The 15,371-nt window shown below is 74.2% G+C and carries 16 protein-coding genes, 3 tRNA genes and 1 pseudogene; 14 read left to right on the forward strand and 6 right to left on the reverse strand.

Translation table 11 applies throughout. From position 1 onward, the window contains the following. Positions 1 to 210: 210 nt before the first annotated feature. The 5 genes from ACYVO2_RS27200 (at position 211) to ACYVO2_RS27220 (ending at position 3,098) form a co-directional block, all read left to right on the forward strand. Positions 211 to 1,026: a fumarylacetoacetate hydrolase family protein gene (locus ACYVO2_RS27200; protein WP_461010653.1), complete on the forward strand. Its 816-nt coding sequence runs from the start codon at positions 211 to 213 to the stop codon at positions 1,024 to 1,026. Continuing rightward, complete coding sequence (gltX, locus tag ACYVO2_RS27205) at positions 1,019 to 2,530, forward strand: glutamate--tRNA ligase (RefSeq protein ID WP_461010654.1); 1,512 nt, start codon at positions 1,019 to 1,021, stop codon at positions 2,528 to 2,530. Before ACYVO2_RS27200 ends, gltX begins: the two co-directional genes overlap by 8 nt. Positions 2,531 to 2,729: 199 nt before the next feature. Next, positions 2,730 to 2,801 (forward strand) — tRNA-Gln (locus ACYVO2_RS27210). Positions 2,802 to 2,882: 81 nt separating this feature from the next. Beyond that, positions 2,883 to 2,955, forward strand: a tRNA-Glu gene (locus ACYVO2_RS27215). A gap of 67 nt (positions 2,956 to 3,022) precedes the next feature. Further along, positions 3,023 to 3,098 (forward strand) — tRNA-Glu (locus ACYVO2_RS27220). 179 nt (positions 3,099 to 3,277) lie between these two features. On the opposite strand, the gene ndgR is transcribed toward ACYVO2_RS27220, so the two are convergent. Continuing rightward, positions 3,278 to 3,991, reverse strand: a complete 714-nt coding sequence (gene ndgR / locus ACYVO2_RS27225; protein WP_461010655.1) for an IclR family transcriptional regulator NdgR — start codon at positions 3,989 to 3,991, stop codon at positions 3,278 to 3,280. Between the two features lie 175 nt (positions 3,992 to 4,166). Here ndgR and leuC point away from each other — a divergent pair, with 175 nt between their 5' ends. The 4 genes from leuC to ACYVO2_RS27245 all read left to right on the forward strand — a co-directional run bounded on the left by leuC (position 4,167) and on the right by ACYVO2_RS27245 (position 7,470). Beyond that, the gene (gene leuC / locus ACYVO2_RS27230; protein WP_461010656.1) at positions 4,167 to 5,588 is read left to right on the forward strand and encodes a 3-isopropylmalate dehydratase large subunit; all 1,422 of its coding nucleotides are present in this window, start codon (positions 4,167 to 4,169) and stop codon (positions 5,586 to 5,588) included. A gap of 6 nt (positions 5,589 to 5,594) precedes the next feature. After that, on the forward strand, positions 5,595 to 6,203 hold the full coding sequence (gene leuD, locus ACYVO2_RS27235; protein WP_461010657.1) for a 3-isopropylmalate dehydratase small subunit: 609 nt from the start codon (positions 5,595 to 5,597) through the stop codon (positions 6,201 to 6,203). 257 nt (positions 6,204 to 6,460) lie between these two features. Beyond that, positions 6,461 to 6,697 (forward strand): SCO5555 family protein, encoded by a 237-nt coding sequence (locus tag ACYVO2_RS27240; protein WP_461010658.1) that lies wholly within the window; start codon positions 6,461 to 6,463, stop codon positions 6,695 to 6,697. Between the two features lie 125 nt (positions 6,698 to 6,822). Next, the gene (locus tag ACYVO2_RS27245; RefSeq protein WP_461010659.1) at positions 6,823 to 7,470 is read left to right on the forward strand and encodes an HU family DNA-binding protein; all 648 of its coding nucleotides are present in this window, start codon (positions 6,823 to 6,825) and stop codon (positions 7,468 to 7,470) included. Between the two features lie 85 nt (positions 7,471 to 7,555). Here ACYVO2_RS27245 and ACYVO2_RS27250 read toward each other — a convergent pair whose 3' ends face one another. Next, a complete protein-coding gene (locus tag ACYVO2_RS27250; RefSeq protein ID WP_461010660.1) occupies positions 7,556 to 7,777 on the reverse strand; it encodes a hypothetical protein in 222 nt (73 codons plus the stop codon). Positions 7,778 to 7,787: 10 nt separating this feature from the next. Beyond that, positions 7,788 to 8,459, reverse strand: coding sequence for a 2-phospho-L-lactate guanylyltransferase (cofC, locus tag ACYVO2_RS27255; protein WP_461010661.1), 672 nt, complete (start codon positions 8,457 to 8,459; stop codon positions 7,788 to 7,790). Between the two features lie 304 nt (positions 8,460 to 8,763). On the opposite strand from cofC, the pseudogene ACYVO2_RS27260 reads away from it, so the two are divergent. The 3 genes and pseudogenes from ACYVO2_RS27260 to ACYVO2_RS27270 all read left to right on the forward strand — a co-directional run. Next, positions 8,764 to 9,474, forward strand: a pseudogene (locus tag ACYVO2_RS27260) (lysophospholipid acyltransferase family protein); the annotation flags it as partial. A 299-nt stretch (positions 9,475 to 9,773) separates the two neighbouring features. After that, complete coding sequence (locus ACYVO2_RS27265) at positions 9,774 to 10,775, forward strand: NAD(P)H-dependent glycerol-3-phosphate dehydrogenase (RefSeq protein ID WP_461010662.1); 1,002 nt, start codon at positions 9,774 to 9,776, stop codon at positions 10,773 to 10,775. A gap of 34 nt (positions 10,776 to 10,809) precedes the next feature. After that, positions 10,810 to 11,961 carry a D-alanine--D-alanine ligase family protein gene (locus tag ACYVO2_RS27270; RefSeq protein WP_461010663.1) on the forward strand — a complete coding sequence of 384 codons (1,152 nt, stop codon included), beginning with the start codon at positions 10,810 to 10,812 and terminating at the stop codon, positions 11,959 to 11,961. Positions 11,962 to 11,980: 19 nt separating this feature from the next. Here the strand turns inward: ACYVO2_RS27270 and ACYVO2_RS27275 are convergent, their stop codons facing one another. Together ACYVO2_RS27275 and ACYVO2_RS27280 are read right to left on the reverse strand one after the other, a co-directional pair. Further along, on the reverse strand, positions 11,981 to 12,514 hold the full coding sequence (locus ACYVO2_RS27275; protein ID WP_461010664.1) for a DUF3515 domain-containing protein: 534 nt from the start codon (positions 12,512 to 12,514) through the stop codon (positions 11,981 to 11,983). 140 nt (positions 12,515 to 12,654) lie between these two features. Next, a complete protein-coding gene (locus ACYVO2_RS27280; protein ID WP_461010665.1) occupies positions 12,655 to 12,888 on the reverse strand; it encodes an Lrp/AsnC ligand binding domain-containing protein in 234 nt (77 codons plus the stop codon). Positions 12,889 to 13,031: 143 nt separating this feature from the next. Here ACYVO2_RS27280 and ACYVO2_RS27285 point away from each other — a divergent pair, with 143 nt between their 5' ends. Together ACYVO2_RS27285 and thiD are read left to right on the forward strand one after the other, a co-directional pair. Further along, positions 13,032 to 13,991, forward strand: a complete 960-nt coding sequence (locus ACYVO2_RS27285) for a thiamine-phosphate kinase (RefSeq protein WP_461010722.1) — start codon at positions 13,032 to 13,034, stop codon at positions 13,989 to 13,991. A gap of 47 nt (positions 13,992 to 14,038) precedes the next feature. Next, positions 14,039 to 14,851, forward strand: coding sequence for a bifunctional hydroxymethylpyrimidine kinase/phosphomethylpyrimidine kinase (gene thiD / locus ACYVO2_RS27290; protein ID WP_461010666.1), 813 nt, complete (start codon positions 14,039 to 14,041; stop codon positions 14,849 to 14,851). Positions 14,852 to 15,022: 171 nt separating this feature from the next. Here thiD and rpmB read toward each other — a convergent pair whose 3' ends face one another. Beyond that, a complete protein-coding gene (gene rpmB / locus ACYVO2_RS27295) occupies positions 15,023 to 15,208 on the reverse strand; it encodes a 50S ribosomal protein L28 (protein ID WP_461010667.1) in 186 nt (61 codons plus the stop codon). Positions 15,209 to 15,371 lie beyond the last annotated feature (163 nt).

Below are 15,371 nucleotides of genomic sequence, written 5' to 3' on the forward strand. Positions count from 1 at the left end.
CCGCGGGCGGCGCGCCGCCCCCGCGGGCGCCGCGCCCCGCGTCCGTCCGCCCCCGCCGTCTCGCCGCGCGCGGCCCCGACGCCCCCCGCGCGTTAACCTGGCTGTTCAGAACAGAAGACCGCCAGGACGGGCGGAAGGCTCCCCGCGCCCGAAGCCGGGCGAGGGGCCGTCCTGCGACGGGCACCGAACGTTAAGGGGCAGCAGCCAGTCGTGCGCATCGCCAGGTTCTCCATCGACGGGAACGTCGGTTTCGGGGTCGTCGAGGGCGACCCGGCCGCCGGGGCGCCGGAGGCCGCCGGGTCTCCGGCGGCAACGGAATCCCTCGTCCTCGACATCATCAAGGGCCACCCCTTCGGCGAGTTCGAGACCTCGGGGCAGAAGGTGCCCCTGGACAAGGTCCGCCTCCTGCCGCCCGTGCTCCCCAGCAAGGTCGTCGCCGTCGGGCGCAACTACGCCGCGCACGCGGACGAGCTGGGCCACGAGGTCCCCGAGCTGCCCGTCGTCTTCCTCAAGCCGTCCACCTCCGTGATCGGCCCCGGCGACCCGGTCGCCTACCCGCCGTTCTCCTCCGAGGTGCACCACGAGGCCGAGCTCGCCGTGGTCATCGGGCGGATGTGCCGGGAGGTGCCGCCGGAGCGGGTGCCGGACGTGATCCTCGGCTACACCTGCGCCAACGACATCACCGCCCGGGACGCCCAGCGCGCCGAGGTGCAGTGGGGCAGGGCCAAGGGCTTCGACGGCTCCTGCCCGCTCGGCCCGTGGGTCGAGACCGACCTCGACCCCGCCGACCTGGCGATCACCTGCACCGTCAACGGCGAGCTGCGCCAGGCCGGGCGCACCGCCGACATGGTCCGCTCCGTCACCGAGCTGATCGTGCACATCACCGAGGCCATGACGCTGCTGCCCGGCGACGTCGTCCTCACCGGCACCCCGGCGGGGGTCGGACCCGTCACCGTCGGCGACGAGGTCGCCGTCTCCATCGAAGGCATCGGCACTCTCACCAACAGGGTGATCTCGCGTGGCTAGCAGCTCTGACGTCCGTGTCCGCTTCTGCCCGTCGCCGACTGGCAACCCGCACGTGGGTCTGGTCCGCACGGCGCTGTTCAACTGGGCGTTCGCCCGCCACCACGGCGGCACCCTGGTCTTCCGCATCGAGGACACCGACGCGGCCCGCGACTCCGAGGAGTCCTACGAGCAGTTGCTGGGCGCGATGCGCTGGCTCGGCCTGGACTGGGACGAGGGCCCCGCGCCGTTCGAGGCCTCCGCCGGGGCCGGGCCCGTCGGGCCGTACGGCCCCTACCGGCAGTCGCAGCGCATGGACCTGTACGCGGACGTCGCCCGCAGGCTGCACGAGGCCGGGCACGCCTACTACTGCTACTGCACCACCGAGGAGCTCGACGCCCGCCGCGAGGAGGCCCGCAGGGCCGGCCGCCCCTCCGGGTACGACGGGCACTGCCGCGACCTCGCCCCCGAGCGGGTCGCCGGGTACGAGGCCGAGGGCCGCGAGCGGGTGCTGCGTTTCCGCATGCCGGACACCTCGATCACCTTCACCGACCTGGTCCGCGGCGAGCTGAGCTTCGACGCCGAGCACGTGCCCGACTACGCGCTGCTGCGCGCCAACGGCAGGCCGCTGTACACGCTGGTCAACCCGGTGGACGACGCGCTGATGCGGATCACGCACGTGCTGCGCGGCGAGGACCTGCTCTCCTCCACCCCGCGGCAGATCGCCCTGCACCGGGCGCTCGGCGAGATCGGCGTCTCCGGCGGCGAGCCCCCGCTGTTCGGGCACCTGCCGTATGTGATGGGCGAGGGCAACAAGAAGCTGTCCAAGCGGGACCCGCAGTCCTCGCTGAACACCTACCGCGAGCGGGGTTTCCTGCCCGAGGGCCTGCTGAACTACCTGTCGCTGCTCGGCTGGTCCCTGGCCGAGGACCGGGACCTGTTCACCATGGACGAGATGGTGGCCGCGTTCGACATCGCCGACGTCAACGCCAACCCGGCGCGCTTCGACCTGAAGAAGTGCGAGGCCATCAACGCCCACCACCTGCGGGAACTGCCCGCGGAGGAGTTCGCCGAGCGGCTGGTGCCGCACCTGCGGGCGGCCGACCTGCTCCCGGCGGAGCCGGACGAGGAGCGGCTGGAGCTGCTGCGCCGGGCCGCGCCGCTGGTGCAGGAGCGCATGGTCGTGCTCGGCGAGGTCGTCGGGATGCTCGGCTTCCTGTTCGTCTCCCCGGAGCGGTTCGCGCCGGACGAGGCCGACGCGGCCAAGGTGCTCGGCGAGGGCGCCCGGCCGGTGCTGGAGGCGGGCCTGAAGGCGCTGGAGGCGCTGGAGGACTTCGCGGCCGAGCCCATCCAGACGGCGCTGCGCGAGGCGCTGGTGGACGGCCTCGGGCTCAAGCCGAAGGTCGCGTTCACGCCGCTGCGCGTGGCCGTCACCGGCCGCCGGGTGTCCCCGCCGCTGTTCGAGTCCATGGAGCTGCTGGGCCGCGAGGAGACCCTGCGGCGGCTGCGCCTGGCGCTGGAGCGCTGAGCCGGCGCGGCGCCCCGTCCCCGCGCGGTCCCGCGACCTGCGCAGACGGGGCGCCGGAGCCGCGGCGCTATTCGATTTTGGTGCCCCGCACCGGATCGGGTAATGTTCTTTCTGCGCCGCCCGGGAGGGCCGAGAGGCCGGAGCGGGAGGCGCTAGCCAAGCGAAGTCCCACAGGGTCAGACCTGACGGGGCGGAGCGATGGGGTATGGGGTAATTGGCAGCCCGACGGATTCTGGCTCCGTTAGTCTAGGTTCGAGTCCTGGTACCCCAGCGAGAGTTCTCGCTGGTCATCGCCGTAGTCGGCTCCGCAGGGAGACGGCTGGGCCGATCGGTGAAGGTTCTCTGTGGTGAAGCCCCCGTTGTGTAGCGGCCTAGCACGCTGCCCTCTCAAGGCAGTAGCGCCGGTTCGAATCCGGTCGGGGGTACAGATCCTCACCCTGTCACCATCCGGAAGTCTTCATCCCGGAGGCGATGAGCGCGGGATCGCCCAGGGCCCCCGTTGTGTAGCGGCCTAGCACGCTGCCCTCTCAAGGCAGTAGCGCCGGTTCGAATCCGGTCGGGGGTACCACCACTGGAGGAGCCCGAACATCCCTGCTCAGGGCAGGGGCGTTCGGGCTCCTTCACGTATGCCCGGAAACCGTCCCGGCCGGGGCGGTCCGCCGTGCGGGGGAGGGGCGGCCCGGCGGACCGTCACCGCCCCCTCCCCGGCGCGCACGGATGACGCTCCGGCCCGGCGAGGCCTCCGCCTCAGGAGCGGCGCAGCGCCTCCGTCAGCCGCATGGCGGCGTCCATCACGGCCTGGGCGTGCATCCGCCCCGGGTGGCGGGTCAGCCGCTCGATCGGGCCGGAGACGGACACGGCCGCCACCACCCGGTTCGACGGCCCCCGCACCGGCGCCGACACCGACGCCACCCCCGGCTCCCGCTCCCCGATCGACTGGGCCCACCCGCGCCGCCGCACCCCGGACAGGGCCGTCGCCGTGAAGCGGGCGCCCTGAAGCCCCCGGTGCAGCCGCTCCGGCTCCTCCCAGGCCAGCAGCACCTGCGCCGCGGAGCCGGCCTTCATCGGCAGGGTGCTGCCCACGGGCACCGTGTCCCGCAGGCCGGAGAGCCGCTCGGCCGCGGCCACGCAGATGCGCATGTCGCCCTGCCGCCGGTAGAGCTGGGCGCTCTCGCCGGTGACGTCCCGCAGATGGGTCAGCACCGGGCCGGCCGCCGCGAGCAGGCGGTCCTCGCCCGCCGCCGCGGCCAGCTCGGCGAGCCTGGGCCCGAGGATGAACCGCCCCTGCATGTCCCGCGCCACCAGCCGGTGGTGCTCGAGGGCGACCGCGAGCCGGTGCGCCGTCGGACGGGCGAGACCGGTCGCGGCGACCAGCCCGGCCAGGGTGGCCGGGCCGGATTCGAGGGCCGCCAGCACGAGGGCAGCCTTGTCGAGAACTCCGACGCCGCTAGAGTTGTCCATGAGACGATACTGAAGTCTCACATCGTGAAACGCAAGTTCAATTTTCCGGCGGACCCGTCAATCTGGGGAGACGGCCAGGGGAACACCCGGAGAACCCGCCGCCGCGCGGCGGCGACCTCGCCCCGGGGCACACACACGAGCAGGGCCGGCAGCGACGCCGGCCGGAGGGAAAGCGATGGGTAGGACACTCGCGGAGAAGGTCTGGGAAGACCACGTCGTACGGCGCGCCGAGGGCGAGCCCGACCTCCTGTACATCGACCTCCACCTCCTCCACGAGGTCACCAGCCCCCAGGCGTTCGACGGGCTGCGGCTGAGCGGGCGGACGGTGCGCCGCACCGACCTGACCATCGCCACCGAGGACCACAACACCCCCACCCTCGACATCGACAAGCCGATCGCCGACCCCGTCTCGCGGATCCAACTGGAGACGCTGCGCCGCAACTGCGCGGAGTTCGGGGTCCGCCTGCACCCGCTGGGCGACGTCGAGCAGGGCGTGGTCCACGTGGTGGGCCCGCAGCTCGGGCTGACCCAGCCGGGCATGACCGTGGTCTGCGGCGACAGCCACACCTCCACGCACGGCGCGTTCGGCGCCCTGGCCTTCGGCATCGGCACCAGCCAGGTCGAGCACGTGCTGGCCACCCAGACCCTGCCGATGGCGCCGTTCAGGACCATGGCGATCACCGTGGACGGCGAGCTGCCCGACGGCGTCACCGCCAAGGACCTCATCCTGGCGATCATCGCCCGCATCGGCACCGGCGGCGGCCAGGGCTATGTCATCGAGTACCGCGGCTCGGCCGTGGAGAAACTCTCGATGGAGGCCCGGATGACCGTGTGCAACATGTCCATCGAGGCGGGCGCCCGAGCCGGGATGATCGCCCCGGACGAGACCACGTTCGCCTACCTCAAGGACCGCCCGCACGCCCCCGCCGGCGCGGACTGGGACGCCGCGGTCGCCTACTGGCGCACCCTGCGCACCGACGACGACGCGGTCTTCGACCACGAGGTGTACATCGACGCGGCCGAGCTGTCGCCGTTCGTCACCTGGGGCACCAACCCCGGACAGGGCGCGCCGCTGGGCTCCGCCGTGCCGGACCCGGCCTCCTTCGCCGACCCCAGCGAGCGGCTGGCGGCGCAGAAGGCGCTGGAGTACATGGACCTGACACCCGGTCAGCCGCTGGGCGAGATCCGGGTGGACACCGTCTTCGTCGGCTCGTGCACCAACGGCCGCATCGAGGACCTGCGGGCCGCCGCCGAGGTGCTGCGCGGCCGCGCGGTGGCCGACGGCGTGCGCATGCTGGTCGTGCCCGGCTCGGTGCGCGTGGCGCTCCAGGCCGTGGAGGAGGGCCTGGACAAGGTCTTCACCGCGGCGGGCGCCGAGTGGCGGCACGCCGGCTGCTCGATGTGCCTGGGCATGAACCCCGACCAGCTCGCGCCGGGCGAGCGCTCCGCGTCCACCTCCAACCGCAACTTCGAGGGGCGCCAGGGCAAGGGCGGGCGCACCCACCTGGTGTCGCCGCAGGTCGCCGCCGCCACGGCCGTCCTCGGCCACCTGGCCTCGCCCGCCGACCTCGACGCCCGCACCCCTGTGGAGGCCTGAACCGCCATGGAAGCATTCACCACGCACACCGGCCGGGCCGTGCCCCTGCGCCGCAGCAACGTCGACACCGACCAGATCATCCCCGCCCACTGGCTGAAGAAGGTCACCCGCTCCGGCTTCGAGGACGGGCTGTTCGAGGCGTGGCGCAAGGACCCGGAGTTCGTGCTCAACCGCCCCGAGTACGCCGGGGCCACCGTGCTGGTCGCCGGGCCCGACTTCGGCACCGGCTCCTCCCGCGAGCACGCGGTGTGGGCGTTGCAGAACTACGGCTTCAAGGCCGTGATCTCCTCGCGGTACGCCGACATCTTCCGCGGCAACTCGCTGAAGAACGGCCTGCTGACAGTGATCCTTCCGCAGGATACGGTGGAGCGCCTGTGGAGCCTGGTGGAGGCCGACCCCCGGGCGGAGGTGACCGTGGACCTGGTGGAGCGCCGGGTGCGCGCGGTCTCCGCCGGCGGGGACGAGGTCACCGCGGGCTTCGAGCTGGACGAGAACGCCAGGACCCGGCTGCTGGAAGGGCTCGACGACATCAGCCTCACCCTCCGCGAGGAGGAGGCGATCACGGCGTACGAGGCGCGCCGCCCGTCGTTCAAGCCCAGGACGCTGGTGTCCTAGCCCCGGAGACGAGCACGACGAGGCGAACGACATGAACCACCGCGAAGCGCCCCGCCCCACGGCGGGGCGCTTCGTGCGTGCCCGCCGCCCCGGGCCGCCGCGCCGCGGCCGGGCCGCCGCGGTGCCCGTCCGGCTCTCCCGCTTCTTAAGTCCCTGACGCCCCAGGGGTGCCCCGCCGTCGTGGCCGAGGGCACGGTCGCGGCCGCCGCGCCGGAGCGGAGCATTGGACAACTCGCCCGATCTGTCACAATCAACGCATGAACCCTGGCGAGGACGATCTGGAGCTCTACGCGACGGTCGCCGCCCGGCTGAAGCAGGCGCACGCGCGCGTGCGGGCGTTGGACGTCCCGGCCGAGGTCTCCGTGGCCCTCGCCAGAAAGCTGCTCGTCATCACGGCGGCCGCGAAACACGATCTCGCCGACGCCGCGCGGCGTCTGGAACGGCTGATGGCCGATCTCGACGGCGGCGCCCCCCGAGACCCGCGAAGTCCCTGACAGCCGAATCCGTTGCGGCAGTAGGGTGATTCGCCCCATAAGTAATTGATTTGCGCGTTTATATCTGCCTAACGTGCGAAAAGCTTGAACAACATTGTTCTGGCCAGGTTTCTGAAGGGGAAGACGTGAACAAGGCGCAGCTTGTTGAAGCGGTGGCCGTTAAGGTGGGCGGCCGAAAGGCCGCCGCGGACGCGGTCGATGCCGTCCTCGACACCATCGTGCGCGCGGTGGTCGCGGGCGAACGGGTCTCCGTCACCGGGTTCGGCTCGTTCGAGAAGGTCGACCGCCCGGCCCGCTACGCGCGCAACCCGCAGACCGGCGAGCGGGTGCGGGTGCGGAAGACGTCCGTGCCGCGCTTCCGCGCCGGGCAGGGCTTCAAGGACCTGGTCAGCGGTACCAAGAAGCTGCCGAAGACCGGCCCCTCGGTGAAGAAGGCCCCCAAGGGCAGCCTCAGCGGCGGCGCTTCCACCACCAGGACCACCGCCAAGGCCGCGGCGAAGAAGGCCACCGCGAAGCGGGCCCCGGCCAAGGCCACCGCAGCGAAGGCCGCCCCGGCCAAGGCCACCGCGGCCAAGACCACCGGCGCCAAGAAGGCCACCACGGCGAAGAAGGGCGCGGCCAAGAAGTCCGCGGGCGGCGCCAAGAAGACCACCGCCAAGAAGGCGCCCACCAAGAAAGCGACGGCCGGCGCCCCCGCGAAGCGGACCGCGGCCAAGAAGGCCCCGGGCAGGAGCACCTCGCGCAGGACCGCCTCCCGCGGCGCCGCGGGCTGACCCCCACCACGACCGCCGTCTTCGGGCCGGACCTCCCGCACGGGTGTCCGGCCCGCGGCGCGTGGCGCCGCCCGGTCCTCCGCCCTCAGCCCTCGGCCGGGTCGGGGAAGGTCTGGAGGGTGAGGAACACCACGCGCCGGGCGTCCCCCTCGCCCTCCACCCGGATCCGCACCCGCTGCCCGGGCCGCAGCAGCCGCAGGCCCCCGGCGTCGAACGCCGCCGCGTCGAACGGCAGCGGGGTGCCGTCGTCGAGCAGCACGCTGCCGGAGCGGGTCTCGGGGGCGAACGTGTAAGCCGTGGCCTGCATGCCCGCCAGCCTACGGGCTCGCCCCGCCGGCGGTCAGCGCGGCCGCCGCGGCGCGGGTGCGCGGACCCGTCCCCAGCGCCAGGGCCGCGCGCAGGTCCTCGCCGGTGTCCACGTCCCGGCGCACCGAGTCCACGCCGGCCAGCAGGATCTCCCGCGCCCCCGACGCCAGGTGCCGCTGCCGGGACGGCCCGCCGAACGCCGGGCGCAGCTCGTGCCCCGGCTCCGCCGCGAGCAGCGTCGTGCCGATCCCGGCCGCGTCCGCGAGGAACGCCCGCCCGCCGCCGCGGGCCGCGGCCAGCACCCGGGCCAACTCCCCCGGGCGCAGCGCGGGCAGGTCCGCCGACAGCGCCGCCACCGCGGCCTCGGGGTGCGCGGCCCGCACCCGGGCGGCGCCGTGCGCGAGCGCGGCGTTGAGCCCCGCGCCGGGCAGGTCGGGCACGACGCGGGCGCCGAGCGCGGCCAGCGCCCCCGCCGCCTCGGGGTCGTCCGTGACCACCGTCACGCACCGCACCGCCGGGCAGTCGAGCGCCGCGGCCACGGTGTCCTGCGCGAACGCCAGGGCGAGCCCCGGCCGCATCGCGCCCGCGACCGGCAGCAGCCTGCTCTTGGCCCGCCACAGGGGCTTGAGGGGCAGTATGAGCGCCCACCCGGCCGCTCCCGCGTGGGCTGGATCCCTGGACATCCCCACCATTGTCCCCGCGCCCCCGCCGGCCCCCGCGCCCGCCCGGCGGTGGGCCGCGGAGGCGGTCACCGGCCGGTCACCCGCGGTTCGGCCCGGGTCCGGGCCTTGCGCGCCGTGCCTGGGGCGTCCACGATTTCCCGCATCGCCGCGGGGGGTGTCCCGGTGCGGGGCGTTTCGTCCCTTCGGGTTACCGTGGCTCCTCTCGGCCCCGCGGAGCCGGCACCACACGTGCCCGGCCGCCCCGTCGTCGCCTCCGCACCAGGGTGGGGCGCCGAACCCGCGGACAGACAAGGAGGACGTGACCGTGCCCCGCCGCAGAATCGGCTTCTGGTACCGCCTGGCGGCGGCGATCGCCAAACCGCCGCTGGTGCTCCTGTTCCGGCGGGACTGGCGGGGCACCGAGCACATTCCCGCCGAGGGCGGATTCATCGTCGTGGTGAATCACAACTCGTATCTCGATCCGCTCTCCTTCGGTCACTTTCAGTACAACACCGGTCGGGTCCCGCGTTTCCTCGCCAAGGAGCCGCTTTTCCGCGTGCCCGTTGTCGGAACGATTCTGCGCGGCAGCGGCCAGATCCCCGTCCACCGCGGCTCCGTCGAGGCGGGGGACGCCCTGCGCGACGCCGTCACCGCCGTCCGGGCGGGGGAGTGCGTGGCCGTCTATCCTGAGGGCACCCTGACCCGCGACCCGGGTCTGTGGCCCATGGCGGGCAAGACCGGTGCCGCGCGGATGGCGCTGAGCACGCGGGCCCCCGTGATCCCCGTCGCCCAGTGGGGCGCGCACGAGTTCCTGCCGCCGTACGCCAGGTGCCCCAGGGTCCGCCTGTTCCCGCGCACCACCCTGAGGGTGCGGGCGGGGGAGCCGGTGGACCTGTCGCCGTACTACGACAGGGAGCCCACCGCCGAAGTGCTCCGCGCCGCCACCGACACGATCATGGACGCGCTGACCCGGCTCCTCGCCGAGGTGCGCGAGGAGCCGGTGCCCGCCCCGCGCCACGGACCGCGCCGCGCCCGGCGCACCCCGCCCGGCGCCCGCCCCGCGGCGACGGGCACCGAGGCCCCGCACCCCGAGACGGCGCACCCCGAGACGGCGCGCCCCGAGGCTCCGCACCCCGAGGCCCCGCACCCCGAGACGGCGCGCCCGGGCCGCCGCTGGGCCCGTCCGAGGGCGCACCGCCCCTGGCCGCGCCGGGGGTTCGGGGTGTCCCGGTCGCGGGCACACGGGCTGCGGGCGTGGATTCCCGCGCCGGTGGGCCGCGGCTCCCGGTGCGGGCGGGCGCCCGAGGAGCGGCAAGTGAGCAACGAGGAGAAGCAGTGACGCGTGTGGCGGTGTACGGCACCGGATCCTGGGGGACGGCCTTCGCCGCCGTCCTCGCCGACGCGGGCTGCGAGGTGACCCTTTGGGGCCGTCGCGCCGAACTCGTGGACGCCGTCAACGCCACCCGCGTCAACCCCGACTACCTGCCCGGCGTCGAGCTGCCCGAGCGGGTGCGCGCCACCACCGACCCGGCCGCCGCCGCCGAGGGCGCCGCGTTCACGGTGCTGGCCGTGCCCTCGCAGACCCTGCGCGGCAACCTCGCCGCGTGGGCGCCCCTCCTGCCCCCGGAGACGGTGCTGGTCTCCCTGATGAAGGGCATCGAACTGGGCACCGCCAAGCGCATGAGCGAGGTCGTCGCCGAGGTCACCGGGGCAGGACCGGAGCGGGTGGCCGTCCTCAGCGGCCCCAACCTCGCCAAGGAGATCGCCGGCAAGCGGCCCGCCGCCAGCGTCGTCGCCTGCCGAGCGGAGGAGGTGGCGCGGCGGCTCCAGGAGTCCTGCCACACCTGGTACTTCCGCCCGTACACCAACACCGACGTGGTGGGGTGCGAGCTCGGCGGCGCGGTGAAGAACGTCATCGCGCTGGCCGTGGGCATCGCCGACGGGATGGACCTCGGCGACAACGCCAAGGCGTCGCTGATCACCCGCGGGCTCGCCGAGACCACCCGCCTGGGCGTGGCCATGGGCGCCGACCCGCTGACGTTCTCCGGCCTGGCCGGCATGGGCGACCTGGTGGCGACGTGCTCCTCGCCGCTGTCGCGCAATCACACCTTCGGCACCAACCTGGGCCGCGGCATGACGCTGCCCCAGGCCGTCGCGGCGACGCGGCAGACCGCGGAGGGCGTCAAGTCCTGCCAGTCGGTGCTCGACCTGGCGTGCCGCCACGGCGTGGAGATGCCGATCACCGAGACCGTGGTGGACATCGTGCACCACGGCAAGCCGCCGCTGACAGGTCTGAAAGAGTTGATGTCCCGTTCCGCCAAGGCGGAGCGGCGCTGACGCTGCCGGGGGCAGGCGGTAGTCTCGTCGCGACATGAGCAACCAGCCCACTCCCCAGAGCCCCGGCGGGCACCGCAAGCCCCGCGTCGCCATCGTGTTCGGCGGGCGCAGTTCCGAGCACGGCGTGTCCGTCGCCACCGCGGCGAGCGTCCTGAAGGCGATCGACCGGTCGAAGTACGACGTGCTGCCGATCGGCATCACCGCGGACGGCCGCTGGGCGCTGACGGCCGACGCGCCCGAGCGCATGGCGATCACCGCGGGGCGCGTGCCCAGCGTCGAGGACGTCGCCGACGGCGAGGGCGCGGTCGCGCTGCCCGTCGACCCGGCCAGCCGCGAGGTGGTGTACTCCGAGCCCGGCGCGATGCCCAAGGCGCTCGGCGAGGTGGACGTGGTCTTCCCCGTGCTGCACGGCCCCTACGGCGAGGACGGCACCCTCCAGGGGCTGCTGGAGCTGTCCGGCGTGCCCTATGTGGGCTCCGGCGTGCTGTCCAGCGCGGTCGGCATGGACAAGGAGTACATGAAGCGGATCTTCGTGTCCTACGGGCTGCCGGTCGGCCCGTACACGGTGGTCCGTCCCCGGGAGTGGGAGCGCGAACCGGCGGCGGCCCGCGCCAGGGTCGTCGGCTTCGCCGCGGACCACGGCTGGCCGGTCTTCGTCAAGCCCGCCCGCGCCGGGTCCAGCATCGGCATCAGCAAGGTGGAGGGCCTCGACGGGCTCGACGCGGCCCTGGAGGAGGCCCGCCGCCACGACCCGAAGGTGATCGTGGAGGCGGCGGTGCGCGGGCGCGAGATCGAGTGCGGGGTGCTGGAGTTCGAGGACGGCCCCCGCGCCAGCGTGCCCGCGGAGATCCCCCCGGCCGAAGCCCACGACTTCTACGACTTCGAGGCGAAGTACATCGACTCCGCCCAGGGCCTGGTGCCCGCGCCGCTCACCGAGGAGCAGACCGCGCGGGTGCGGGAGCTGGCCGTGGCCGCGTTCGAGGCCGCCTCCTGCGAGGGCCTGGTGCGCGCCGACTTCTTCCTGCTGGAGTCCGGCGAGTTCGTCATCAACGAGATCAACACCATGCCCGGGTTCACCCCGATCTCCATGTACCCGCGGATGTGGCAGGCCAGCGGCGTGCCCTACCCGGAGCTGATCGACCGGCTGATCAGCGCGGCGCTGCGGCGGTCCACCGGGTTGCGCTGAGGCCGCGGCCGGCCCGTCCTCACAGCCGGCGGGGCACGGCGCGCTCCACCGCGTCGGCGAGGTCGACCAGCGGGGCCACGGCCGCGTCCGAGGGGCCGGCGTCCCGGGCGACCGGCACCCACACCTGCACGTTCACCTTCCGCCCCACGGTGGTGAACCGGATGCCGTCCGCCTCCTGCTCGGGCAGCCACTCCACGCCGTCGGCCGTGACGGACGGCGCCGTCGGGTCGTACTCCGCCGAGCCCCGGACGAGCTTGGCCGGCGTGGCCGTGCCGCAGCCCAGCAGCACGGCCGGGTCGCCCCAGGCCGCGGTGAACGGGGAGTCGGGGTCGGTGTCCCGGGCGCCGCGCCCGTCCAGCCTGTCGGGCAGGGCCTCGTGCAGGGCCCGGCACATCCGCGCGTCGGCGCCCTCGGGCGGGGGCGAGGGCGGGCCGAGGCGGACCGGGCCCGCGTCCGAGCCGGTGCAGGCGGCGGCGGGCAGCACCAGCAGCACCAGCGGCACCAGGCGGACCGCGGGACGGCGGAACCGGAAGCGGGGGAGTCGGTGTCTCACCAGCCGAGCATACGAGCGGCCGCGCGCGCGGATCCCGCCGGGCCGGGGGATCCGGTGCGCGCGGCCGTCAGCACCGGCCGGGCGTCAGCGCGAGGACCACGGAGATCGACACGAGCACACCGCCCGGCGCGGGCAGCGGTTCACAGGTGGACCACCGGGCACGTCAGGGTGCGGGTGATCCCCTCCACCTGCTGCACCCTGGCGACGACCATCCGCCCCAGCTCGTCCACCGTCTCGGCCTGGGCGCGCACGATCACGTCGTAGGGCCCGGTCACGTCCTCCGCCGTGAGCACGCCATTGATCTTGGCGATGGTGTCGGCCACTGCCGACGCCTTGCCGACCTCCGTCTGGATCAGGATGTATGCCTGTACCACGGACGACCTCCAGGCGGGCGGATACGGGGATCATGCGGGTGGGGACGCAACCGTACCGCGTCACGGATTGGGGCGGGGAGACCTCGCGCCGCGGACGGCGCCCGGCGTGCCGCCCGCACAGGAAACTCGGGAGAGGCATGGACATGAAGGGCACCGTCGGGGAGCTGGGCGAGTTCGGGCTGATCCGGGAGCTGACCTCCCGGCTGCCGCTCACGCCCGCGGTCGAACTCGGCCCCGGGGACGACGCCGCCGTGGTCGCGGCCCCCGACCGGCGCGTGGTCGCCACCACGGACGTCCTGGTGGAGGGCAGGCACTTCCGCAGGGACTGGTCCACCGCCTACGACGTCGGCCGCAAGGCGGCGGCGCAGAACCTGGCCGACATCGCCGCCATGGGCGCGGTGCCGACCGCGCTGCTGCTGGGCCTGGTGGTGCCGTCCGACCTGTCCGCGACCTGGGCGCTGGAGCTGGTGGACGGCATCCGCGACGAGTGCACGGTCGCGGGCGCGGCCGTGGCCGGGGGCGACGTGGTGCGCGGCGAGACCATCACCGTCGCCATCACCGCGCTCGGCGACCTGCGCGGCGGGCGGCCCGTCACCCGCGCCGGGGCCAGGCCGGGGGACGTGGTGGCCGTCACCGGCTGGCTCGGCTGGTCGGCCGCCGGGCACGCCGTGCTCTCCCGCGGCTTCCGCTCCCCGCGGGCCTTCGTCGAGGCGCACCGCAGGCCCGAGCCGCCCTACCACGCGGGCCCGGCCGCCGCCGGGCTCGGCGCCACCGCGATGACCGACGTCAGCGACGGCCTGGTGGCCGACCTGCGGCACATCGCCGAGGCCAGCGACGTGCGCATCGACCTGAAGTCGGCGGACTTCGACATCCCCGCGCAGATGGCCGACATCGGCCAGGCCGTCGGCGTGGACCCGCTGCAATGGGTGCTCTCCGGCGGCGAGGACCACGCGCTGGTGGCCACGTTCCCCTCCGAGACGAAGCTGCCCGCGCGCTGGCGGGTCATCGGCGAGGTGCGCGGCCCCGCCGGCCGCCCCCAGGTCACCGTGGACGGTGCGCCGTGGGAGGCCGCCGGGGGCTGGGACCACTTCGGCGGCCAGTGAGCCGTCCCGCGCGGACCCCGGCCCGGCTCCGGGCTAGATTTCCGGACATGAACACACCACCGCGTGTCCTCACCGTCGCCGGCTCCGACTCCGGCGGCGGTGCGGGCATCCAGGCCGACCTGAAGACCATGCTGGCCCTCGGCGTCCACGGCATGAGCGTGATCACCGCGGTCACCGCCCAGAACTCGCTGGGCGTGCAGGGCTACTGGGAGCTGCCCGCCGAGGCGGTGCGCCGCCAGTTCCGCAGCGTCGTGGACGACATCGGGGTGCAGGCGGTCAAGACCGGGATGCTGGCCTCGGTGGAGCTGGTGGAGACGGTGGCCGAACTGCTCGGCGACGTCGGGGTGCCCGTCGTGGTGGACCCCGTCGGGGTGTCCAAGCACGGCGACTCCCTGCTCGCCGAGGAGGCCGTGGCCACCGTCAGGTCCCGGCTGCTGCCCGTCGCCACCGTCGTCACCCCCAACCTGTACGAGGTCGAGCAGCTCACCGGGGTGCGGGTCACCCGCGAGTCCCAGATGCGCCAGGCCGCCGAGGCGGTGCTCGAACACGGCCCGGCCTGGGCGCTGATCAAGGGCGGGCACCTGGAGGGAGAGGCCGCCGACCTGCTGTTCGACGGGCGCGAGGAGTACTGGTTCCGCTCCGCGCGGCGCGACAACGCGCATACCCACGGCACCGGCTGCACCCTGGCCAGCGCCCTCGCCTCGTACCTCGCGCTCGGCGAGGAGCCGCCGCGGGCCGTCGCCGCGGCCAAGGAGTTCGTCACCGGCGCGATCGAGCACGGCTTCCCCCTCGGCGGCGGCATCGGCCCCGTCGACCACGGGTGGCGCCGGCGCGAGGACACGGCACGACCGGGGGAGTGACCCCGCGGCGGGGCGGGCCCGGCACGGCGCCGGCGCCCGCCCCGGCCGCGGCACGCGCCCGACGAGGCGCGCGGACACGCCAACGAGCCGGTCCGCCCCCGAGGGGAGGACCGGCTCCGAGGTTCGGCGGGACCGGCCGTGCCCGCGCGCGGGCACGGGCGCCACGCGTGTCTAGCGCGTGACCTTACCGGCCTTGATGCACGAGGTGCAGACATTGAGCCGCTTCGGCGTCCGGCCCACCACGGCACGCACCCGCTGGATGTTCGGGTTCCAGCGACGGCGGGTACGGCGGTGCGAGTGCGAGATGCTGTTGCCGAAGCCCGGCCCCTTGCCGCAGATGTCGCAGTTGGCAGCCACGGGTCACTCCAAAAGATCACTTACGGTGAATTCCCGGCAAGGCCCTGACGTCCGACGACGCGACCGGCAGTACCGAGCGATGAGGGCCCGATCTGGGTCGGGCAACCGGAGCAGCATACAACGGCCGCTCCCGCCCCACGAAACTACCATGTCCGGCTCGCCC

The sequence above is a fragment of the Streptomyces capparidis genome (genome assembly GCF_054782095.1).

What these genes read in the sequence shown, in the direction of transcription:
- ndgR (WP_461010655.1), bottom strand. Translation starts at nt 3,991, where the DNA reads ATGGACAACTCTAGCGGCGTCGGAGTTCTCGACAAGGCTGCCCTCGTG.
- leuC (WP_461010656.1), top strand. Translation starts at nt 4,167, where the DNA reads ATGGGTAGGACACTCGCGGAGAAGGTCTGGGAAGACCACGTCGTACGG.
- leuD (WP_461010657.1), top strand. Translation starts at nt 5,595, where the DNA reads ATGGAAGCATTCACCACGCACACCGGCCGGGCCGTGCCCCTGCGCCGC.
- ACYVO2_RS27240 (WP_461010658.1), top strand. Translation starts at nt 6,461, where the DNA reads ATGAACCCTGGCGAGGACGATCTGGAGCTCTACGCGACGGTCGCCGCC.
- ACYVO2_RS27250 (WP_461010660.1), bottom strand. Translation starts at nt 7,777, where the DNA reads ATGCAGGCCACGGCTTACACGTTCGCCCCCGAGACCCGCTCCGGCAGC.
- cofC (WP_461010661.1), bottom strand. Translation starts at nt 8,459, where the DNA reads ATGTCCAGGGATCCAGCCCACGCGGGAGCGGCCGGGTGGGCGCTCATA.
- ACYVO2_RS27270 (WP_461010663.1), top strand. Translation starts at nt 10,810, where the DNA reads ATGAGCAACCAGCCCACTCCCCAGAGCCCCGGCGGGCACCGCAAGCCC.
- ACYVO2_RS27285 (WP_461010722.1), top strand. Translation starts at nt 13,032, where the DNA reads ATGAAGGGCACCGTCGGGGAGCTGGGCGAGTTCGGGCTGATCCGGGAG.
- thiD (WP_461010666.1), top strand. Translation starts at nt 14,039, where the DNA reads ATGAACACACCACCGCGTGTCCTCACCGTCGCCGGCTCCGACTCCGGC.